The organism is Bradyrhizobium sp. AZCC 2262, from assembly GCF_036924535.1.
GTDB lineage: Bacteria > Pseudomonadota > Alphaproteobacteria > Rhizobiales > Xanthobacteraceae > Bradyrhizobium.
This window is the reverse complement of the sequence record NZ_JAZHRT010000001.1, coordinates 2,607,079-2,628,513: the sequence shown is the minus strand read 5'-3', so window position 1 is coordinate 2,628,513 and position 21,435 is coordinate 2,607,079. Positions and strand designations below refer to the sequence as shown.

General features: G+C 62.6%; 21 protein-coding genes. 9 read left to right on the top strand and 12 right to left on the bottom strand.

The window, feature by feature from the left end:
• Window positions 1–70 precede the first annotated feature (70 nt).
• Window positions 71–976: an alpha/beta hydrolase family protein gene (locus V1283_RS12375; RefSeq protein WP_334386769.1), complete on the top strand. Its 906-nt coding sequence runs from the start codon at window positions 71–73 to the stop codon at window positions 974–976.
• Between the two features lie 69 nt (window positions 977–1,045).
• On the opposite strand, the gene V1283_RS12370 is transcribed toward V1283_RS12375, so the two are convergent.
• The 4 genes from V1283_RS12370 to V1283_RS12355 all read right to left on the bottom strand — a co-directional run bounded on the left by V1283_RS12370 (window position 1,046) and on the right by V1283_RS12355 (window position 4,615).
• On the bottom strand, window positions 1,046–1,282 hold the full coding sequence (locus V1283_RS12370; protein WP_334386768.1) for a hypothetical protein: 237 nt from the start codon (window positions 1,280–1,282) through the stop codon (window positions 1,046–1,048).
• Window positions 1,275–2,288, bottom strand: a complete 1,014-nt coding sequence (locus V1283_RS12365; RefSeq protein WP_334386767.1) for a hypothetical protein — start codon at window positions 2,286–2,288, stop codon at window positions 1,275–1,277. Before V1283_RS12365 ends, V1283_RS12370 begins: the two co-directional genes overlap by 8 nt.
• A gap of 515 nt (window positions 2,289–2,803) precedes the next feature.
• Window positions 2,804–3,727: a 2-dehydropantoate 2-reductase gene (locus tag V1283_RS12360; protein WP_334386766.1), complete on the bottom strand. Its 924-nt coding sequence runs from the start codon at window positions 3,725–3,727 to the stop codon at window positions 2,804–2,806.
• Between the two features lie 30 nt (window positions 3,728–3,757).
• A complete protein-coding gene (locus V1283_RS12355) occupies window positions 3,758–4,615 on the bottom strand; it encodes a 3-hydroxybutyryl-CoA dehydrogenase (protein WP_334386765.1) in 858 nt (285 codons plus the stop codon).
• Window positions 4,616–4,870: 255 nt separating this feature from the next.
• Here V1283_RS12355 and V1283_RS12350 point away from each other — a divergent pair, with 255 nt between their 5' ends.
• Window positions 4,871–5,068 (top strand): hypothetical protein, encoded by a 198-nt coding sequence (locus V1283_RS12350; RefSeq protein WP_334386764.1) that lies wholly within the window; start codon window positions 4,871–4,873, stop codon window positions 5,066–5,068.
• Between the two features lie 364 nt (window positions 5,069–5,432).
• On the opposite strand, the gene gor is transcribed toward V1283_RS12350, so the two are convergent.
• The 4 genes from gor to V1283_RS12330 form a co-directional block, all read right to left on the bottom strand.
• A complete protein-coding gene (gene gor, locus V1283_RS12345; RefSeq protein WP_334386763.1) occupies window positions 5,433–6,818 on the bottom strand; it encodes a glutathione-disulfide reductase in 1,386 nt (461 codons plus the stop codon).
• 162 nt (window positions 6,819–6,980) lie between these two features.
• Entirely contained in the window at window positions 6,981–7,526 is a 546-nt protein-coding gene (locus V1283_RS12340) for a DUF2059 domain-containing protein (RefSeq protein ID WP_334386762.1), read from the bottom strand.
• Window positions 7,527–7,550: 24 nt separating this feature from the next.
• On the bottom strand, window positions 7,551–8,249 hold the full coding sequence (rpiA, locus tag V1283_RS12335; protein ID WP_334386761.1) for a ribose-5-phosphate isomerase RpiA: 699 nt from the start codon (window positions 8,247–8,249) through the stop codon (window positions 7,551–7,553).
• A gap of 87 nt (window positions 8,250–8,336) precedes the next feature.
• Entirely contained in the window at window positions 8,337–9,173 is an 837-nt protein-coding gene (locus V1283_RS12330; protein ID WP_334386760.1) for an SDR family NAD(P)-dependent oxidoreductase, read from the bottom strand.
• A gap of 67 nt (window positions 9,174–9,240) precedes the next feature.
• On the opposite strand from V1283_RS12330, the gene V1283_RS12325 reads away from it, so the two are divergent.
• From V1283_RS12325 to V1283_RS12305, 5 genes are all read left to right on the top strand, one after another.
• Window positions 9,241–9,921, top strand: coding sequence for an HAD family hydrolase (locus V1283_RS12325; protein WP_334386759.1), 681 nt, complete (start codon window positions 9,241–9,243; stop codon window positions 9,919–9,921).
• Between the two features lie 159 nt (window positions 9,922–10,080).
• On the top strand, window positions 10,081–10,527 hold the full coding sequence (locus tag V1283_RS12320; protein ID WP_334386758.1) for a hypothetical protein: 447 nt from the start codon (window positions 10,081–10,083) through the stop codon (window positions 10,525–10,527).
• 118 nt (window positions 10,528–10,645) lie between these two features.
• A complete protein-coding gene (gene moaA / locus V1283_RS12315) occupies window positions 10,646–11,674 on the top strand; it encodes a GTP 3',8-cyclase MoaA (RefSeq protein WP_334386757.1) in 1,029 nt (342 codons plus the stop codon).
• Between the two features lie 384 nt (window positions 11,675–12,058).
• A complete protein-coding gene (locus V1283_RS12310) occupies window positions 12,059–12,598 on the top strand; it encodes a TRAP transporter small permease subunit (RefSeq protein WP_334386756.1) in 540 nt (179 codons plus the stop codon).
• A complete protein-coding gene (locus V1283_RS12305; protein ID WP_334386755.1) occupies window positions 12,595–14,196 on the top strand; it encodes a TRAP transporter large permease in 1,602 nt (533 codons plus the stop codon). The genes V1283_RS12310 and V1283_RS12305 overlap by 4 nt, the downstream gene beginning before the upstream one ends.
• Before the next feature lie 79 nt (window positions 14,197–14,275).
• Here the strand turns inward: V1283_RS12305 and V1283_RS12300 are convergent, their stop codons facing one another.
• The 4 genes from V1283_RS12300 to V1283_RS12285 all read right to left on the bottom strand — a co-directional run bounded on the left by V1283_RS12300 (window position 14,276) and on the right by V1283_RS12285 (window position 18,565).
• Window positions 14,276–15,364: a TRAP transporter substrate-binding protein gene (locus V1283_RS12300; RefSeq protein WP_334386754.1), complete on the bottom strand. Its 1,089-nt coding sequence runs from the start codon at window positions 15,362–15,364 to the stop codon at window positions 14,276–14,278.
• Between the two features lie 168 nt (window positions 15,365–15,532).
• Window positions 15,533–16,621: a TRAP transporter substrate-binding protein gene (locus V1283_RS12295; RefSeq protein ID WP_334386753.1), complete on the bottom strand. Its 1,089-nt coding sequence runs from the start codon at window positions 16,619–16,621 to the stop codon at window positions 15,533–15,535.
• A gap of 183 nt (window positions 16,622–16,804) precedes the next feature.
• Window positions 16,805–17,950, bottom strand: a complete 1,146-nt coding sequence (locus V1283_RS12290) for an Mrp/NBP35 family ATP-binding protein (RefSeq protein ID WP_334386752.1) — start codon at window positions 17,948–17,950, stop codon at window positions 16,805–16,807.
• 177 nt (window positions 17,951–18,127) lie between these two features.
• Entirely contained in the window at window positions 18,128–18,565 is a 438-nt protein-coding gene (locus tag V1283_RS12285) for a VOC family protein (RefSeq protein ID WP_334386751.1), read from the bottom strand.
• A gap of 172 nt (window positions 18,566–18,737) precedes the next feature.
• On the opposite strand from V1283_RS12285, the gene V1283_RS12280 reads away from it, so the two are divergent.
• Both V1283_RS12280 and V1283_RS12275 read left to right on the top strand, forming a co-directional pair.
• Entirely contained in the window at window positions 18,738–19,610 is an 873-nt protein-coding gene (locus V1283_RS12280; protein WP_334386750.1) for an NAD(P)-dependent oxidoreductase, read from the top strand.
• Between the two features lie 201 nt (window positions 19,611–19,811).
• Window positions 19,812–21,416: a sensor histidine kinase gene (locus V1283_RS12275; RefSeq protein WP_334386749.1), complete on the top strand. Its 1,605-nt coding sequence runs from the start codon at window positions 19,812–19,814 to the stop codon at window positions 21,414–21,416.
• The last annotated feature ends 19 nt before the right edge of the window (window positions 21,417–21,435 follow it).

The following is a 21,435-nucleotide window of genomic DNA, read 5'->3' as shown; positions in this document are numbered from 1 at the left end:
GACAAGCCCTTGCGGCAAAAGCCGATTTCGCTTTTGCTGTTGCCGCTCGCAAAGCTGGCAGGAGAACACGGTGGCCGAGCCGGGGTTGGACGACGTATTCAGCGACGACATCACGGTGCCCGCGACGGATGGATACCCCCTTGCCGCGACGCTGTTTCTGCCCCGCGGGGCCAAGCGCCACGCCGTCCTGATCAATTCGGCGACCGCCGTCCCCCGCAAACTCTACCGCGGCTTTGCCGGCTATCTCGCCAAGCGCGGCTGCGCCGTGTTGACCTACGACTACCGCGGCACCGGCGACAGCAGGCAGCAGGCGATGACCGGCTACAACCAGCCGAAATCGCTGGTCGGCTTCAAGGCCTCGATGTCGGACTGGGCCGCACAGGATATTGCGGCTGCGGTCGCCTGGATGCGCGAGCGCTATCACGCGCTCCCCTTCGCCTATGTCGGACATTCGTTCGGCGGCCAGGCGCTCGGCCTGTTGCCGAACAATTCGGAGATTTCGCGCGCGCTGTTCATTGCCGCTCAGGCCGGCTACTGGAAACTGATGGCCTCGCCGGAGCGCTATCGCGTCTACGCGATGCTGAATTTTGTAGGCCTCCCCCTCACCCGCGCGCTTGGCTACATGCCGGGCAAGGCCGGCCTCGGCATGGATCTGCCGAAGGACGCATTCCTGCAATGGGCTGGCTGGGTGATGAGCCCGCGCTATCTGTTCGACGACGTCAGGCTCGAATCCCTGCAGAACTTTCCGAAATACAATGGCGCGTTGCTCGCGCTCTGTATGTCCGACGATCCCTGGGCGACGCGGCCCGCGGTCGAACTGCTCTGCTCGGGATTTACCTCGATCAAGCCCGAGATCATCACGGTGACGCCCGCCGATACCGGCGCGAGCAGGATCGGCCACATGGGATTCTTCCGGCCCGAACATCGCGACACGCTGTGGCGCGGGGCGGCGGAATGGATCGAGGCGGGAGAGTAATTCGCTCTCGTCCTGTGACCGCGCCAGTGACCTCGCCCCGTCCGCGGCTAGTTCGAGACCCGCCTGCGATCACTGCGCCTTGAACTCACCCGACTTGACGAATTCGACCGTTTTCCCCGCCGCCTCGGCATCACAGATAGACTTGACATGATGCTTTTCGTCCGGGGCAAGCGCGCGGCTCAGATATACTTTCAGGCCTGAACCGCCCGTACCGACGCCGCTGATATAGTCGAGCGGCATCAGCCGGTCGGAGACACGTTTTTTGACGTCGGTCAGGTCGGATGGTGGGGCGTTCTTGTCAGGCAACGAGGCTCACCTGGAGTTGGCCGAGGACATCCTCGATATGATTGGCGATCGTGAACTGATCCGATCCGGCGAACAACAGTCCAACGGCGCGTTTGCTCGTTTGTTCCACGATCAGGGAGCCGGAATCGCCGGAGTCCGAGAACGGCTTGGCGCCACCGACGATGATGATCTGGTCCGAGAACGTCAATGAGCCCAGATCATATCTTACCTTCACGTCCGCGCTGAGATCGTTGATGGTGCCGGTGGTAAATCCGGTGGTTCGCCCGGTCTTCATCACTTTCATGGACATGGCTGCCGGCAGCGGCTGGTTCGATTTCAGTTTCCCCACTTTGGGCATCACGGTCGCGCTCACCTGACCGTCGGCAATCTCCGCGATGGCGCAATCGACCTTGTTCGGACCATTGACCGAAAGCGCGATGAACCGGGTCAGTTTTGCAATTGCATCCGAAGCCGGTGAATTCTTGTCCAGCAGACCGGGCTGGAAAATGGTCGAACCGACCGGCAGCGTGTTCTCGTTTGCAAGCACGTGATTGTTGCTCAGGATGAAACGCTTGCCCCCGGCCTCGACAACGGCACCGAACGTACCCGCCATCACCGTGCCCGCCTGGGCGCCGGTAAAGGCAAAGCCGACTGAGCAGCCTGGGCGCGCCGGCCGAATGCGGGTACGCTCCTTTGGAACGGCGGCAAATGCCCGGAAGATGCCGCTCTGGATCACGTCGGTCGGGACGCCCTTGACGGTATCGGGCAGAAGATGCTGCCGCGAAAGCGCCGCCTTCGGGAGCTTCTTTTCCACGTAGAATCGGACGCATAATTCCTTGGTCGGCTTGCCCCGCACCATCTTGTGTCCCAGTCCGACGCCGACAACATTGTGTTTTGGGTCGGAGCGTGCAGCAAGCGCCGACAATTCCGGTATGGATTCCGTCGACAAGAATGCGGCGACGGCGGACGCTTTGGCCTCGGTCAACGATTGCGGAATTGCGGCGCGTGTTAGGTCAGATTTCGCCATTATACTCTCCTCACGACTGCAAAGGGCCCATCGATCCCGATTGAGCGACGGGTCGAACCAGTGACAAATCCAGCGACTACGTTTCCCTGCCGTTGACGGCGTCAGCTAATTGCTTGACGGCAAGAAACGCCCCTCCGGCGGCGGATCCCATTGCGGATCGCGGCCGAAATTTTTTCCAATCAAATTGCGCGACGGTCAAACGACTTCAGGTCGCTGGATCGCGCTGCTCTCACGCTACTAGCATAGGCTAGGATTTACAATCCTTGATGGAATATACCCTTGTCTGTTTCCAGCCATGTGGCGCACAGGGCGGAAGAATACCGCGATGCAAAGTGGACGCAGGCAGACGGCGTCCAGAGCTTCGGTTCTGATTGAATCAGAACCGACGCTCTGGATTAATGCTTTGACACGTTTTCTGCGCAGATAGGTCCACGCAACCGGCGTAAACTCGATGCCATGCGAACCAGTATCCACCCACGGATCGAGTCCGAGGGCATGCTGCGCTCGACAACGCTTTAGGCCGGCTTACCCATGACATAGGGCTTCAGCATCGCATACATCATGCCATGTGTCGGCGTTGCCACGCCAAGCTGCCGCCCGAGCTCCACGACCTTGCCGTTGAGCCAGGGCAGTTCGAGGCGGTTGCCGCGCTCGAGATCGAGCGCCATCGACGCCTTCATGGCCGGCGGCGCATGGCCGATGAAATCGAAAATCTTGTCGACCGCGTCGGTCGGCAGCGCCACGCCCTTTGCCTTGCCGACCTCGAATACTTCCCGCACGGCGGCCGTCATGACCGGACGAATGTCGGGATCATCCCTCAACTCACCGATCGGGCGCCGCGTCGCCGCGGTGATGCCGGCATTGGTGGCGAGCAGAATGAACTTCATCCAAAGTTCGGTGACGATCCGGTCGCTCAAGGTCGCGTCGAAGCCGGCCTTCTGGCAGAGCGCGAGAAAATCCTCGCCCCGCTTGCTGCGCTTGCCGTCGAGTTCGCCGAAGATCATGCGCATGAAGGTGCCGATCTGCTGGATCACGGCAGGCGCGATGATCGACGCGCTAATCTGCGCGACGCCGCCCGTGACGGCGCTGTTCCCCAAGATCGGGACCAGCCGTTCGGCCGCGTCGATGCCGTTCTGCAGCGGGATGACGGCAGTGCCGGGGCCGATCAACGGCTTGATGGCCCCGCCCGCGCTTTCGACGTCCCACAGTTTGACGCAGAACAACACGATATCGACCACCCCGATCTCGGCGGGATTGTCGGTCGCCTTTGTCGGCACCAGATGGGTGTCGCCGCGCGGGCTTTGAACTTTCAATCCGTCGCGTTTCATGGCGGCAAGATGCGCGCCGCGCGCGATAAACGTGACGTCGGCGCCAGCCTTGGCCAGCGCCGCGCCGAAACCACCCCCGACGCCGCCGGCGCCGACAACCGCAATACGCATCACCCGTCCCCCTGCCTGCCGGCGGCTCCGCTACGCGGACTTGCCGTAGCTGTAAAACCCCTGCCCGGTCTTGCGGCCGAGATGGCCGGCAGCGACCATCTCCTTCAGCAGCGGCGCGGGGCGATATTTTGGGTCGTTGAAGCCCTGGTAGAAGACTTCCATCACCGACAGCATGGTGTCGAGACCGATCATGTCGGCGAGCGCGAGCGGACCGATCGGGTGGTTGCAGCCGAGCTTCATGCCGGCGTCGAGGTCTTCCGCCGTCGCAATACCCTCCTGAAGCGCGAAGATCGCCTCGTTGATCATTGGACACAGGATACGGTTGACCGCAAAGCCCGGGCTGTTCTTCGCGGTGATCGCCACCTTGCCGACCCGCTTTGCAAAGGCTTCCGCCTTGGCATGAGTGTCGTCCGACGTCTGCAGGCCGCGTATCAATTCCAACAGCGCCATCAGCGGCACCGGGTTAAAGAAGTGCATGCCGATAAGGCGATCCGGACGGTCTGTCGCAGCGGCGAGCTTGGTGATCGAGATCGAGGACGTGTTGGTGGCGAGCAGCGCCTGCGGCCGCACTTTCGTGCAGAGGTCCTTCAGTATCTTGACCTTCAAATCCTCGTTCTCGGTCGCGGCCTCGATCACGAGATCGCAACTGGAAAACTTTGCCGTGTCCGTGCTTGTCGTGATCCGCGCCAGCGCGGCCTGCCGGTCGGCATCGGTCATCTTCTGCTTGTTGACCAGCCGCTCCAGGCTGTTCGAGACGACAGAGATGCCCCGCGTGAGCGCGGCATCCGAGATGTCGGTCATGATCACGGGAAGGCCAGCGGCGGCGCACACCTGCGCAATACCGTTGCCCATCGTGCCCGCACCGACGATACCGATTGTTTCGATCATTGCTCGGGTAACTCCGTTCTTGAAGGCTGGGTTACATCGTTAGTAGCAGAGCGCGACGGCTATCGGTAGTCTGTAGAGGGCCAATACCGTGACGTGCACATGGCCGGATCGGCCCTATGCCTTGAACGCACAAGCTCACGCCTGCTCGGCCCCACGCTCAAAATTGTAGCGCAGCTCTGAGCTTTAATATCGGAACAATCAGGGAGAGCCAGCCTTAGCTATCTGAACACTTCAATCAGCCGGCGAGATACGTCCATGAACCTTCCCGTTGACCGCGCGCTAAGCATCTACGAAACACTTGCCGATCGTTCCGCCGTCAAAGGTACGAGGGAGCGCCTCTCGAAGCACCTGATGAAGATCTATCTTGAAGGTGAAAGGGACCCGCACCGGCTGACGGTCCACGGGCTGTCATATCTTCGCAATTTCGACCGCGAGACCGACTCGCGAAATTGAAAGCCGGCGTCAGCCCTGGTTCTTCAATGCGGCGCGCTGCTTCCGGAGCGAATTTCGACGAGAAATTTTCGCTTTTGCCGCGTCAAGTTGTGCCGCTTTTGACGGGCTTGCTCGCGACGGACGGTCTTGCGCCTTCGTTTCCCTGCTCGCCGACGGCATAAGAGGCTGGGTCGGCTGGATGGAATCGCGCATCAACGGTTGCGTTCGCATCGGCCCGGCAGATGGTGATCCAGCTTTGGACATGCCCATCAACGCCCCTGGGCACGATTTGTTTCAAGCGAGTAGCCCGCATGAGCGCCGCAGTGCGTGGTGCGGCGCGACCGAACGGGACAAGGCGGGTACGCGCCTGCCGCCGAAGCGAGGCCTACTCCGCCGCCTGGCGCACGTGGCGTGCCGTCGGCGTCCGCATCGTCACCAGCTCTTCCGCCGCCGTCGGATGCAGCGCGATGGTCGCGTCAAAATCGGCCTTGGTCGCTTTCATCTTCACGGCGATCGCGACCGCCTGGACGATTTCGGCCGCGGTATCGCCGACGATGTGACAGCCGAGCACACGGTCCGTGGTGCCGTCGACCACGAGCTTCATCAGCACGCGGGTGTCGCGGCCGGACATCGTCGCCTTGATCGGGCGGAAATCGGCCTTGTAGATATCGACGTGACTGAATTCCGCGCGGGCCTCGGCTTCGGTCAGGCCCACCGTGCCGACCTCGGGCTGCGAGAACACCGCCGTCGGGATGGTGGCGTGATCGACCTGCACTGGGCGCTTGCCAAATACGGTGTCGGCGAAAGCATGACCCTCGCGGATCGCCACCGGCGTCAGGTTGATGCGATGGGTGACGTCGCCGATCGCATAGATGTTGTCGACCGAGGTCTTCGACCAGCCATCGACGGCGATGCCGCCATTTTTCGGGTTGATGGCGACGCCGGCCTTCTCGAGCCCGAGATTGGCGACGTTCGGGTGCCGCCCGATTGCGAACATCACCTTTTCCGAGGCGATGCTCGATCCGCTCGAGAGGTGGGTGGTGAATTCGTTGCCGTGCTTCTCGACCTTGTCGATGGTGCAGCCGGTGATGACGGTAATCCCCTGCTTCTCCATCTCGGCGCGCACGTGCTTGCGGACGTCCTCATCAAAGCCGCGCAAAATGTTGTCGCCGCGGTAGATCACGGTGACGTCGGAGCCATAGCCGGCGAAGATGCCGGCGAATTCCAGCGCGATATAGCCGCCGCCCTGGATCACGATGCGCTTCGGCAGCTCGGTGAGATGAAAGGCCTCGTTGGAGGAGATGACGTGCTCGATGCCGGGGATTTCGCGGCCGTGGTTGGGCGCGCCACCGGTCGCGATCAGGATGTATTTCGCGGTGATCTTTTCGCCGGTCATCAGCCGCAGCGTGTGGGCGTCTTCCAGCACCGCGCGGGTCTTTGCGATACGCGCACCTGATTTCTCGACATTGGCGGCGTAGATGCCTTCGAGCCGGGCGATCTCCTTGTCCTTGTTGGCGACGAGGGTGGGCCAGTCGAAGGAGACGTCCGATATGGTCCAGCCGAAACCGGCGGCGTCCGCGATCTCGTGGCGGACGTGCGAACCCATCACGAACAGCTTTTTCGGCACGCAGCCGCGGATCACGCAGGTGCCGCCCATCCGGTATTCTTCGGCGACCATGACCCTGGCGCCGTGGAGGGCTGCGATGCGGGCGGCGCGAACGCCGCCCGAACCACCGCCGATGACAAATAGATCGACGTCGAACTCAGCCATATCAACCCCTTGTCTATTCTCCCTCGCCCCGCTCTTGCGGGGAGAGGGTTGGGGTGAGGGGCTTTGTCGGCTGGCGTGGTCCATCGATAGACCTGTACCCCCTCACCCGGCGCTACGCGCCGACCTCTCCCCGCAAGCGGGGCGAGGTGACCCGAACGAGGATCAAATATCCTTGCCGCGCTTCTTCATCTCGGCGCGGAACTGGCCGTTGATGGTTTCGGCAAATTGCTGCGCCCACTGGTTCATGTAGGCCATGCTGAACTGGATGGCGCGGGGTTCGCTCGACAGCAGCTTCTGGCCGAGCGGCGACTTGTAGAAGGTCACGAGGTCCTTCAATTCCTGCTCGGTGAACTCGTTGGCGTAAACCTGTGCCATGCCTTCGCCGATTTCCTTTTCGCGGCCGGCGAGATTCTTGGCAACGATGATGGCGACCTCGTTGAGATCCTTCTGATAGTTCAGATTGCTCTGCAGCAGCACGTTCTTGGTCTGCTCGACGAGATTGGGAACGGCATTGGCGTACATCGCCGCCGCGTTCTTCATCGTCAGGATTTCCTTGGCGGCGGCGATCGCCGCCGGTGAACCGGGCTTGAGTGGCACGGCCGCGGGCGCTGCGGGCGCGTTCTTCTGCTGCGCGCCGGCCGGAGCGCCGGTCAGGGCCAGACCCACTGCAAGGCCGGCCGCCGACAAAATCCGTGAAAGGCTCTTCATTCCAGTTCTCCTCGATTACCGGCGTTACCGCCGCTCAACTACGCGAATTCCCTGGGCACCTGCCAGGACGGCGGTGCTGGCCAGGCCAATGAACAACCCGTGTTCGACGACACCCGGGATCAGGCTCAACAGGCCCGCCAGACGCGGCGCATCGGCGATGCGCCCGAGATGGGCATCGACAATCCAGTGGCCGCCATCGGTGACAAAAACGTGGCCGTCCCTGCCCTTGCGGAGCCCCATTTGCCCGGAAACGCCGCTTTGGGCAAATGCAGCGGCGATGGCCCGCTGGGTTGCGGCCAGCCCGAACGGAATCACCTCTACAGGTAGGGGGAAACGGCCGAGAACATCGACCCACTTGGTTTCGTCGGCAATCACGATCATGCGATCGGAGGCCGCCGCCACGATCTTCTCCCGCAGCAGCGCGCCGCCGCCGCCCTTGATCAGGTTGAGCGCGGGATCGAGCTCGTCGGCGCCGTCGATGGTGAGATCGAGCCGGTCGACTTCATCGAGCGTGGTCAGCGGAATTTTGCAGGCTTCGGCCTGGGCCCGGGTCGCTTCCGAGGTCGGCACGCCGACCACGCGCAACCCGCCAGCAACCCTCTGGCCGAGCAGGTCGACAAAATGCTTGGCGGTCGAGCCGGTGCCAAGCCCGAGCTTCATGCCGTCCTGCACCTGCTCCAGCGCCTGCGCCGCCGCCTGCCGCTTCAGTCCGTCCATATCCACGTGGTCGATGCTCCCAGAATCCGCCCGATCCGCGGGCGCATGTCTAGCGTCGTTTTGGAGACGGGAACAGGCCCCGCGCGGCCCCAATTATGGGGCCGGAACCGTGTCCATCGCGGCCAGAATGGCGGCAAAGCGCCCCTCCACTTCGGCCCGCATGCCCTGATGGGTGAAGATATAGAGCTGATCTTCCCGAATGGCGGCCAGCACGCGCGCGGCGACGAACGCGGGATCGAGCCCGGCCTGAATATTTTCCGCGATTGCGGCCACCATCGCAGCCGCCGGGCTTGCAGGATCGAGCGGCAGCGACTGGCCATAGCGCTCGGGCCGGTTGCGTCCGCTCTCGCCGATGCGGGTGCGCACATAGCTTGGACACAGCACGCTGACGCCAATGCCGTGCGGCTTGAGCTGCAGGTTAAGACCCTCCGACATGCTGACGACGGCAAATTTGCTCGCCCCATAGGGACTGAATCCCAAGCCGCCCTGCATGCCCGCCATCGAAGCCGTGTTGACGATATGGCCGCCTTCGCCGTGGGCGCGGATGTGTGGCAGAAAACTTTTGATGCCGTGAAGCACGCCCATCAGGTTGACGTCGATCACCCAGCGCCAATTATCCAGCGAGATGTGGTCGATACCGCCGCCGGCAGCGACGCCGGCATTGTTGCAGACGACATGCACTTTCCCAAAGGCGTCGAATGCGGCCTGGGCTGCGCGCTCGACGCTGGCGGCGTCGGCCACATCGCAGATGGTGCCGCTTATGTCGGGGGAGATTTCCTGCAGGCTTTTGACGGCAGCCTGCAGCGCATCCGCCTCGATATCGGCCAGCATCACTTTCATGCCGGATTGAGCAAACGCCCGGCCGAGCGCAAGCCCGATACCTGCGGCTCCGCCGGTTACAAAGGCTGTCTTGCCTGCAAAGTCCCGCATGGTCGCATCTCCCGAGATTTGGAGTTCCCTACTTGCATGATGCCGCGCCTGCCGCTAGCGAATTCCCATGACCCTTCCCCGCACCGTTGTCTTCGACCTCGACGGCACCCTCGTCGACACCGCGCCCGACCTGATCGCCGCGCTCAATTACGTGCTCGACCGGGAGGGCTTGCCGCCGGTGCCTCTGAAATCGGCGCGCAACATGATCGGCGCTGGCGCCCGCAAGCTGCTCGAGCGTGGGCTCGAGCTGGAAGGCCGCTTCATGAGCGTTGCGGACATTGATCGCCTCACCAAGGATTTCATCGACTTTTACGCGACCCACATCGCCGTGGAGTCGCGGCCGTTCGAGGGGCTGGAAGCAGCCCTCGACGATCTCAAGGCGCGGGGCTGCCGCTTTGCGGTGTGCACCAACAAACTGGAATGGCTGTCGAAGCGGCTGCTCGACCAATTGGGCTTGAGCGGGCGATTTGCCGCGATCTGCGGCGCCGATACGTTCGGCGTCGCCAAGCCCGACCCCATCATCCTGCAGCAGACGGTGGCGCGGGCGGGCGGCGATATGGCGGCGACCATCATGGTGGGCGACGCCGGCCCCGACGTCGGTGTGGCGCGACGGGCCGGCATTCCCGTGATCGGCGTCGAATTCGGCTACACCGATGTACCGATCGCCGAGCTGAAGCCCGACCGGCTGATCGGCCACATGCGCGACCTGCCGGCGGCGGTGGAAAGCCTCAGCAAGATCACGTCCTGACTACAACCAACTGATTTATTTGACGTATTAGGAACGCTAATCCTTTGCGTTAACCATCCCTTAACGATTTTGCGCGGCTTGGTTGCAGCCCGGTTCCCGCCCTCCTATGGTTCGGCATTGGGGATTACGGCGGTTAGCCCCAAGTCAGAGTAATCGATCATGCGTCGTGTCATCGCGATTGCTGTCATTGGAGCAAGCCTGGGTGGATGCTCCTCGTTTTCCCTTGATTCCTTCAAGTCGGCGCCGCCCTTGGTGAAGGTTGCGCTGGAATCAACGCCGCCGGGAGCCGATGCCACGACCTCGCTCGGGCCGGCCTGCAAAACCCCCTGCTCGGTCGAGGTACCCGCGCCCGACGCTGGCTTCTCCGTCACCTTCACCAGCCCCAAATTCCAGCCGGAAACCGTTCCGGTGCAGGTGATCCGCAATCCCGGCGACGCTACCGGCCCGGCAACGACCATCATCGAGCCCAGCCCGGTGTTCGCGGAACTCAAGCCGGCCGCGCCGCCGCGCAAGCCGATGCGGCCGAAAAAGCCCAAGGCTGCCGCAGCGCCGGCGGCCGCATCGCCCTTTCCGGCCCCTGCCCCGGCGCAGCCCGTCACGCGCTGATCCCGGTACCCGCCTCCATCGCGGGCCCCGCCTAAGGTTGCGGATTGTAGGCGCCTTACAACGTGCCTAGATTATGCTAGCGACAAAGCGCGCAAAGACCCTTTACCAGGCAGCTTGAATGAGCGGATCCGCCTCACACGACCAGTTGTTCCGTCCGATGATTGACCCCTTCGGCCGGACGATCCGCTATTTGCGCGTGTCGGTGACCGACCGCTGCGACCTGCGCTGCTTCTACTGCATGTCCGAGGACATGACGTTCCTGCCGAAAGCCGACCTCCTGACGCTGGAAGAACTCGACCGGCTGTGCTCGGCCTTCATCGCCAAGGGCGTGCGCAAGATCCGCCTCACCGGCGGCGAGCCGCTGGTCCGGCGCAACGTGATGTCGCTGGTGCGCTCGCTGTCGCGCCATCTTTCAAGCGGCGCGCTCGATGAACTGACGCTGACCACCAACGCTTCGCAACTGGCGCGCTTCGCCGGCGAATTGCGCGACTGCGGCGTTCGCCGCGTCAACGTTTCGCTCGACACGCTCGATGCGCAGAAGTTCCGCACCATCACGCGCTGGGGCGATCTCGACAAGGTTCTGGCCGGCATCGAAGCCGCGCGCGACGCAGGCCTTGCGGTCAAGATCAACGCGGTGGCGCTGAAGAACATGAACGAGGAGGAAATCCCCGCGCTGATGGAATGGGCGCACGGCAAGGGCATGGCGCTGACGCTGATCGAAGTCATGCCGATGGGCGACATCGGCGAAGGCCGGATCGACCAGTATGTGCCGCTGTCGCTTCTGCGCGCCCGCCTCGCCAAGCACTACACGCTGACCGACCTCGACGACGATACCGGCGGCCCCGCACGCTATGTCCGCGTTGCCGAGACCGGCGGCAAGCTCGGCTTCATCACGCCGATGACCCACAATTTCTGCGAGTCCTGTAACCGGGTACGGATTACCTGCACCGGCACGCTGCATACCTGCCTCGGCCACGAGGATGCCTCCGATTTGCGTAAGCCGCTGCGCGCCTCCGCCGACAACGAGTTGCTCTCGGCCGCGATCGATCGCGCCATCGGGCTGAAGCCGAAGGGCCACGACTTCATCATCGACCGCCGGCATAATCGCCCGAGCGTTTCGCGACACATGAGCGTCACCGGCGGCTGATTTCGCCGCTCATTCGCGCGCCACGGCAACCCGGATTTCGTCAGGCCAACCAACGAATTAACTCCCGCGTCAATTTGTCCATTTTCCGATTGACGCCGCCGCGGCGCGCTGAAATGGTGCCCCTGCTTCACGCCAGCACGGCCGGAACAGGCCGCTGCATCCTTCGGGTTGCAGTCAAGACGGCGGTGGCGCGAGACGGGGGAGGAATATCGTTGCAATCGCATCTGCGACTGAGTTGCGGACTCGCGCGTTTTTCACGCGCGAACGGACTTGCGCGTTTGGATCTGGAGCAGGACTGCAGCTCCAGACGTCCGGCGCGAGATGGCAACGCAATATCTAATAATACATCCGGCGCGCGTCGATGACGCGGCCGAGGAGAGCGTAATGCGCCCATTGCTGGCACTGAGTAACTCTATCGATTGGCTCAATGAGAAAATAGGCGGCGTCTGCAACTGGCTCGTGCTCGCCGCCTGCGTGGTGAGCGCCGGCAACGCAATGATCCGCTACGCGTTCGGCTACTCTTCCAACGCCTGGCTCGAACTGCAGTGGTACATGTTCGCCGTCTTCGTGATGTTCGGCGCCTCCTATACGTTCAAGAAGAACGAGCATGTTCGGGTTGAAATTCTCTACCTGATGCTGTCCGAGCGCGGGCAGCTCCGGCTCGATCTGATCGGCACGCTGTTCTTCCTGATCCCGTCGTGCCTGCTGCTCAGCTACCTGTCGTGGCCGTTCTTCATGCAGGCCTACGTCGTCGGCGAGACGTCGAGCAATGCCGGCGGCCTGCTGCGCTGGCCGATCAAGCTCGTCGTTCCCGTGGGCTTCGTTTTCCTGGCCTTGCAAGGCGTTTCCGAAGTGATCAAGCGCATCGCTGCACTGAAGGGTTATGTCGTGATCGATGCGAAATACGAGAGGCCTACCCAATGATCACGCTGGAGATGATGCCGCCGCTGATGTTCGGCGGCTTGATTCTGGCCATGCTGATCGGCTTTCCGGTAGCCTTCACGCTGGCCGCGCTCGGGCTGTCGTTCGGGTTCCTGTCGATCTATCTCGGCTTCTTCGACATGAACTTCCTGCAGGCGATCCCGGGGCGCATCTTCGGCAGCGTGCTTTCCAACGAATTGCTGCTGGCTATTCCCTTCTTCACGTTCATGGGCTCGGTGCTCGAGCGATGCGGGCTCGCCGAAGACATGCTGGACTCGATGGGCCAGTTGTTCGGCCCGATCCGCGGCGGCCTCGGCTATTCCGTCATCATCGTCGGCTTCATCCTCGGCGCGATCACCGGCACGGTGGCGGCGCAGGTCATCGCCATGGCGCTGATCTCGATGCCGGTGATGCTGCGCTATGGCTATAACGTCCGCTACATCACTGGCGTGCTCGCCGCATCCGGCACCATCACCCAATTGGTGCCGCCCTCGCTGGTGCTGATCGTGATGGCCGACCAGCTCGGCAAGTCGGTCGGCGACATGTATCTCGGCGCTTGGGGCCCCTCGGTGCTCCAGATCGCCCTGTTCGCCGGCTACACGTTCTTCCTCGGGCTCTTCCTGCCCCATCACGTGCCGGCAGTACCCAAGGAAGCGCGAACGCTGACAGGCTGGGCGCTCTGGAGCAAATGCCTGATGGGCATCATCCCCTCGGCCGTGCTGATCTTCGTGGTGCTGGGCACGATGATGCTTGGTCTGGCGACGCCGACGGAAGCCGGCGCTATGGGCGCGATCGGCGCGATCGTTCTCGCCGCAATCCACCACAAGGATCTGAGCAGCAAGGGGCACAAGATGCTCCTCGTCGGCATCGCTGCCACCGGCGTCGCCGTGATCGTCGGAATGCTCATCGGCGAAGGCAAGCTGTTGAAACTGACGTTCGCGGTGCTCTATATCGCTGTCGTCTGGCTCTGCCTCGAAGCCGTCCGCATTCCCGACCTGCGCGACCTGATCAAGCAGGGCTACGAGTCGACCATGCGCCTCTCCACCATGGTGGTGTTCATCCTGATCGGCTCGACCTGCTTCTCGGTGGTCTTCCTCGGCGTCTCCGGCGGCGTCTGGCTCGAGCACCATCTGACCTCGCTCCCCGGCGGCGTTTGGGGCTTCCTGATCTTCATCAACCTCTTCATCTTCTTCCTGGCGTTCTTCCTCGACTTCTTCGAGATCGCCTTCATCATCCTGCCGATGGTGGCGCCGATCGCGCAGAAGGTGCTGGCGCCCGTCGTGGGGCCGGATGCGGCGCTGATCTGGTTCGGCGTCATGCTCTGCGTCAACATGCAGACATCGTTCCTGCATCCGCCGTTCGGATTCGCGCTGTTCTACCTGCGCGGCGTCGCGCCGAAGGAAGTGAAGAGCTCCGACATCTATTGGGGCGCGATGCCCTGGATCGGCCTGCAGGCGATCATGGTGGCGATCGTGATCGCCTTCCCGATCACGGTGACGGCGCTGCTCGACAAGCCGCTCGACGTCGATCTCAGCAAGGTCAAGATCGAGGTGCCGCAGATCGAACTGCCACCGCTCGATTTCGGCGGGCCAAAGCAGTAGCGGCGCGGCCTATTCCCAAAACAAAAACCCCGGAGCTTCCGCTCCGGGGTTTTTGTTTGTGGCGGTTGCGATGCGGTGATCAGCTCTGCGGATTGCGCGCCATGAAGCTGTCGTAGCCGAGTTCGGCGACCTGGAACCACTGATATCCGTTGGTCGTGAACGTATTCATCGATTCCAGCACGTTCTTGAAGTTCGGATTGGTCGCTGATGTTTCAGCGTACAATTCCTTGGTCGCCTTCAGGCAGGCCTGCATGATCGGCGGCGAGAAGCTGTGCAGCTTGGTGCCACCCGCCAGCAGCTTCTTCAGCGACGGCGGATTGAGCTGATCGTATTTGGCCATCATCCAGCTGTTGGCGGACTGGCCCGCCTGCTCGATGACGCTTTGATAGTATTTCGGCAGCGAATTCCATTTGTCCAGATTGACGATCCCGAGCAGCATCGGTCCGCCTTCCCACCATCCGGGATAGTAGTAGTGGGGCGCGACCTTGTTGAAGCCGAGCTTCTCGTCGTCATAGGGCCCGACCCATTCCGCCGCGTCGATCGTGCCTTTTTCCAGCGCGGGATAGATGTCGCCGCCGGCAAGCTGTTGAGGCACGACGCCCAGCTTCTGCATCACGCGCCCGGCAAAGCCGCCGATGCGCATCTTCAATCCCTTCATATCCTCGACGGTGTTGATTTCCTTTCGGAACCAGCCGCCCATCTGGCAACCGGTATTGCCGGCCAGAAACGACGTGACGTTGTAGCCCTTGTAGAACTGGTTGAGCAGCTCCCTGCCACCGCCCAGCATGTACCAGGCCTGGTTGAGGCGCTGGTTGGGTCCGAACGGCACGGCCGTTCCAAACGCAAACGTCGGGTCCTTCCCGAAATAATAGTAGGACGCCGTATGACCCATCTCGACGGTGCCGTTCTGCACGGCATCGAGCACCTGCAGGCCGGGAACGATCTCGCCGCCGGCAAACGTCTGAATCTGAAACTTGTTGTCGGTGGCATCGGCGACGTGCTTGGCCATCACCTCGACAGCACCCCACAGGGTGTCGAGCGATTTTGGCCAGCTTGCCGTCAGACGCCATTTGAGCTCCGGCATTGACTGCGCGATGGCAGGCGCTGCCAAGGTAGCGGCGCCTGCCGCGCCAATACCCGTTACCTTGAGAAAATCCCTTCTCTTCATTGGATCCATCCCTGCTGGTTGTGTCTGTGTCTGATGACCTTCTTGGCGAGGTCTTCGCATCCAGCATGGAACAGCCGGTTCCCGATTTCCATCCCGAACTATGCGGGCAAACGAAAAAGCCCGGCCTTCTTGCGAAGGCCGGGCTTCTTTCTACGACTTAAGACGTAATCAGCCGCGGGTGCGCGAGCGGATCATGAAGCTGTCATAGGTGTATTCGGCAACCTGCCACCACAGATACTGGTCGGATCGGTAAGCCTGCATCGCGTCGATCGACTTCTTGAAGTCGGCGTTCTTGCCGGAGATCTCGGCCCACAATTCGTTGGTCGCCTTCAGGCAGGCTTCCAGCACTTCATTAGTGAACGGACGCAGCTGCGTGCCGCCGGCCACCAAGCGCTTCAACGCGGACGGGTTCTGCATGTCGTAACGTGCAGTCATCCAGGTATTGGCTTGGGCGCACGCATTGGTCAGGATCGCCTGGTAGTTCTTCGGCAGCGAATTCCACTTCTCCAGATTGGCAAAAGCGTGGACCATCGGGCCGCCTTCCCAGAAGCCCGGATAGTAGTAGTACTTCGCGACCTTGGCGAAGCCGAGCTTTTCGTCGTCATAAGGACCGACCCACTCGGCCGCATCGATGGTGCCCTTTTCGAGCGCCGGGTAGATGTCGCCGCCGGCGAGTTGCTGCGGCACCACGCCGACCTTCTGCAACACCTGTCCGGCGATGCCGCCGATGCGCATCTTGAGGCCCGAGAGATCGGCGACCGTCTTGATCTCCTTGCGGAACCAGCCGCCCATCTGCGTGCCGGTGTTGCCGCAGGGGAAGCCGACCACGCCAAACTTCTTGAAGAACTCGTTGCCGAGCGCATCACCGCCGCCCTGGTACCACCAGGAATTCTGCTGGCGCGCATTGAGACCGAACGGGACCGAAGCATAGATCGCAAAGGTCGGGTCCTTGCCGACGTAGTAGTACGAGACGGTGTGGCACATCTCGACGGTGTTGTTGGAGGTCGCATCGAGCGCCTGCAGGCCCGGAACCACTTCGCCGGCCGCGAACACCTGAATCTGAAACTTGTTGTCGGTCATTTCGGCGACGTATTTCGCCACCTGCTCGGCACCGCCATAGATGGTATCGAGCGATTTCGGGAAGCTCGACGTCAGGCGCCATTTGATCTCAGGCGATGATTGCGCGATCGCCGGCGAGGCAACGGCTGTCGCGGCAGCACCGGCCGCTGAAACCTTCAAAAAATCACGACGCTTCATTCAAGTCTCCTTAAGACGGGGCGTTTCCCATATTCCTCAAGCGTCCTCCGGCGGGGCGAATTCCACGTCATCCGGGGCGCTCTGGCGGGGCGGCTTTAACACGGAAGTCGGCCCTCGAAAACGCGACAAAGGCATGACTGCACTGATTAAACCAAAGTCTTAGGGGGCGCGGATAAAGCTCCCTCAGGCCGCGGCGATGGCGCCCTGGAGCTGGTCGCGGACCCTGGTCCCGATGGCCCGGTAGATCGCGGCATGCGGACCGTCCGGGTCGCTCGCCACCACCGGGTTACCGTCATCGGACGTGGTCCGAATCGACATGTGCAGCGGGATCTCACCCAGGAACGGGACACCCAGCCGCTCCGCTTCATGCCGCGCGCCGCCATGACCGAAAATATCCGAGCGGGTGCCGCATTCGGGGCACTGGAAGTAGCTCATGTTCTCGACGATGCCGAGCACCGGCACATTGACCTTCTTGAACATCGCAAGCCCCCGCCGCGCGTCGATCAGCGAGAGATCCTGCGGGGTCGAGATGATCACCGCTCCCTTCAGCGGCACATTCTGCGCCAGCGTCAATTGCGCATCGCCGGTGCCGGGCGGCATGTCGACGACCAGAATATCGAGCGTGCCCCACGCCACGTCGCGCAGCATCTGGGTGATCGCCGACATCACCATCGGCCCGCGCCAGATCATTGCGGTGTCTTCCTCGACCAGGAAGCCGATCGACATGATGGAAAGACCAAAACGCTGGATCGGAATCATCTTCCTGTTGTCGTCGAGCTGCGGCTTCTCATGGATGCCGGTCAGCCGCGGCACGGACGGACCGTAAATGTCGGCATCGAGCAGGCCGACGCGTAAGCCCAGATCGCGCAGACCCAGCGCCAGGTTGAGCGCGGTGGTCGACTTGCCGACGCCGCCCTTGCCCGAGGCCACCGCGATGACGGCGGCAACGCCCGGGATCTCCGCCTGCTTCGACATCGGCGACGCCCCGCCTTGCGGCGGCCGATGCGCGGAAGCCGGTTGCACACCGGGAGAATGTGAATGCGCATGCCGATGCGGCGCGGGCGCAGGTGGCGGCGAGCCCGGCTTGCGCTCGGCCGTCAGCGCGATCATCGCCGCGGTGACGCCGGGGATCGCGCGCACGGCGGCCTCGGCCTGTGCGCGCACGCTTTCCCAGGCGCGGGCCTCCGCAGCATCGACGTTGATGGAGAAGAACACCTTGCCGTCGGTGACCGAGATCGCCGACAGCACGTTGGCATTGGTCAGGGGCACGCCACGGGGCGAGGCCACCTGCCTAAGGGAATCGAGAACCTGCTGCTGCGTAACGCTCACTCGCGCATCTCCTGAAGCCCTTTCGGTCCTGAGTGAGAACCGGGCTCTACTCTCTTGTATTGACGCGCTTCCTTGGCGCGACCCGATGCACCTCGGAGCAAATCCGAGAAACCGGGCCCTCGTTGCAAAACGCTATGCCAGTCCGATGCGACCCATAGAGCGGTTCAGCGCAAAAGGCTACCTCACTCCCACGTCGTCCCGCCGCTCGGCCGGCGCGGCAGCCGTCTGCTCCTTGGCAGCCTCGTAGTTCAGTTCGATCATGACGCCGTTGGGGTCATTGACGAAGATCTGCCAGAGGTCGCCGCCCGGTACCTGCCGGGAGTCGTATGCCATGCCCTTCTGCTCCAGCCGCCGCTTCATGCCGTCAAAGCCGTAGCTGGCGAACGCGACATGGTGGACGACGCCGGAATCGGGCTTCTGCGGTTCCTCGGTCCTGGAGATATCGACGAGGTGCACCACCGCCTTGCCCTCGCTGTACATCCACGCACCCGGAAAGGCAAAGTTCGGCCGAGCGCCCTTTTCCAGGCCCAGAATGTCCTCATAGAACCGGACCGTGTCGGCAAGGTTGCGGGTCCGGATATTGAAATGGTCGAGCACGCCCACGCTGACGCCCATGCGATGTCACTCCCTTTTTTGTGAGGTTCTTCAGCCCCCTATCCTAGCACAAAACCCGCGCTGTTCGCCAAACGAAGGCGTTGCCCTCCCCTGCGCAGTGGGTATGGTGCGGCTCCCTCCAAAACAGCGCCCGGCCCCCCCCAAGTCGCCGGCGAACTCCAAGGTATTGCATATGGCTAAAGTCGCTTTTCTCGGTCTCGGCGTGATGGGTTTCCCCATGGCAGGACATCTGGTGAAAAAAGGTGGCCACGAGGTGACCGTGTACAACCGGACTGGCGCCAAGGCGAAGGAATGGGCCGACAAGTTCGGCGGGCGTGCCGCGCCGACGCCGAAGCAAGCGGCCGAAGGCCAGGATTTCGTGATGTGCTGCGTCGGCAACGACAATGACCTGCGCGCGGTCACGATCGGCCCCGATGGCGCTTTCGCCGGCATGAAAAAGGGCGCAGTATTCGTCGACCACACCACCGCCTCCGCCGAGGTTGCCCGCGAGCTCGACGCCGCCGCCACCAAAACCGGCTTCAAGTTCATCGACGCACCGGTGTCCGGCGGCCAGGCCGGTGCGGAAAACGGCGCGCTCACCGTGATGTGCGGCGGCAAGGAAGATGCCTATGCCGCGGCCGAGCCGATCATCGCAGGCTCATACGCACGGATGTGCAAGCTTCTCGGACCCGCCGGCGCCGGCCAGCTCACCAAGATGGTCAACCAGATCTGCATCGCGGGTCTGGTCCAGGGCCTGTCCGAGGGCCTTCACTTCGCAAAGAAGTCGGGGCTCGACGTTGCGGCCGTGGTCGAGACCATCTCCAAGGGCGCCGCACAGTCCTGGCAGATGGACAACCGCTACAAGGCCATGAACGAGGGCAAGTTCGATTTCGGCTTTGCGGTCGAATGGATGCGCAAGGACCTCTCGATCTGCATCACGGAGGCCCGCCGCAACGGCGCCAACCTGCCGGTGACCGCACTCGTCGATCAGTTCTACGCCGAGGTCGAGAAGATGGGCGGCAAGCGCTGGGATACGTCGAGCCTGATGGCCCGGCTGGAGCGGTGAGTTAAAAAAGCCGGTTAAGATCGGAGAACGGGCCCCGCTTCTTGTGCCGTCAGAAGCGGGGTTCCTCCCCGGGAACAGGTTAATTTTAACCTCCGGTTAACGGATATTTTTAGCTCTCTAAGTCATCGCTTAATGATTTAGCGCCACAGATAGACAATGCAAAAAGCCCGCGCGGTTCGCGGGCAGGATTTGTGTTGTTTGATGAGTAACCCCGCAGAAAGCCCTGAGGTTGTCCAGCTTCCGGCAGAACCGCCGGTCCCACCGCCGGTCAACACCCGGCGCGTGGCGGCGCAGCGGGTGCGCGAGGCGCGGGACCGGTTAACGTCATCAAGCGGCACCCGCCCGGCGTTCGATACCGAACTGCTCCGGCAATACGCCCAGACCCGGGTATCTGCCTCCTTTGTCGTCATGCTGCTGGTGGTTTCGACCGGCGTGCTGTTCGGCCTCTGGAAGGCCGCCGTGCCGGCCACGGTCTGGACCATCGGCATGCTCTGCATCCATGCCGCCATCATTCGCAATTGCAGGCGCTTCCTCAGCGAGCAGCCCACGCGCGCCGCCACGCGCAAATGGCAGACCCGGTTCGTGCTGCTCGACCTGCTCTACGGCCTGAGCTGGACAGCGATCCTGCTGCATCCTGCCGGCCTCGACACCGTCTCGAACACCATGATGATGTTCCTGATGCTGCTGGTGATCGCGGTGTCGAGCATGCTGGCAGCGACGCTTCCCATTGCGGCGATGGCCGCTACCGCGCCGGTGACGGCGGCGATCGCGCTCAATTTCGTGATGGGCGGAACCTTCGACAATTACGCGCTCGCGCTGCTTGCGGTCGCCGCCGAGGCGTATTTTGCCCTGCTCGCCCACCAGCTCCATTCGACGACGCTGGCGACCCTGGAAGCGCGCGCCGAAAAGGACGCGCTGATCGGCGAGCTCGAACAGGCCAAGGCGATTTCCGACGAAGCGCGGCACCGCGCCGAATCCGCCAACGTCGCCAAGTCGCGCTTCCTGGCGCAGATGAGCCATGAGCTGCGAACACCGCTGAACGCGATCCTCGGCTTTTCCGAGGTGATGAAGAGCGAAATTTTCGGCGCGCATACGGTATCGGTGTACAAGGAATATTCCGCCGATATCCATAATTCGGGCGTTCACCTGCTCAATCTCATCAACGAGATTCTCGATCTGTCGCGGATCGAGGCCGGCCGCTACGAACTGAACGAGGAAGCGGTGTCGCTGGTGCATGTCGTTGCCGACTGCCACCATCTGCTGAAGCTGCGCGCGACCAGCCGCGGCATCACCATCCACGAGGTGTTCGAGCGCGGCATGCCCCGGATCTGGGGTGACGAACGCGCCACGCGCCAGGTGGTGCTCAATTTGCTGTCAAACTCGATCAAGTTCACCCCGCAGGGCGGCGAGATCTGGCTCAAGGTCGGCTGGACCGCTTCAGGCGGGCAATATCTGAGTGTCAAGGACAACGGCTCCGGCATCGCCGAGGACGAGATTCCGATCGTGCTGGCTTCGTTCGGCCAGGGCTCCAACTCGATCAAATCGGCTGAACAGGGCGCGGGCCTGGGCCTTCCGATCGCAAAGAGCCTGATCGACATGCATGGCGGCACCTTCACGCTGAAATCGAAACTGCGCATCGGCACCGAAGTCATCGTCACCTTCCCGCCGGAGCGCGTGATGAGCGCGCTGGCGCCGATGGCCGAGGAGGCGCCGCCCCTGCAGCCGGACCCCACCGTCACCGCAACCGCCGACGACAAGCGGCGGGCGCGTCACAAACCGATCATGAGTGCAGGAACCGGCTTGTAACTGGAGCGCTTGCGCAAGG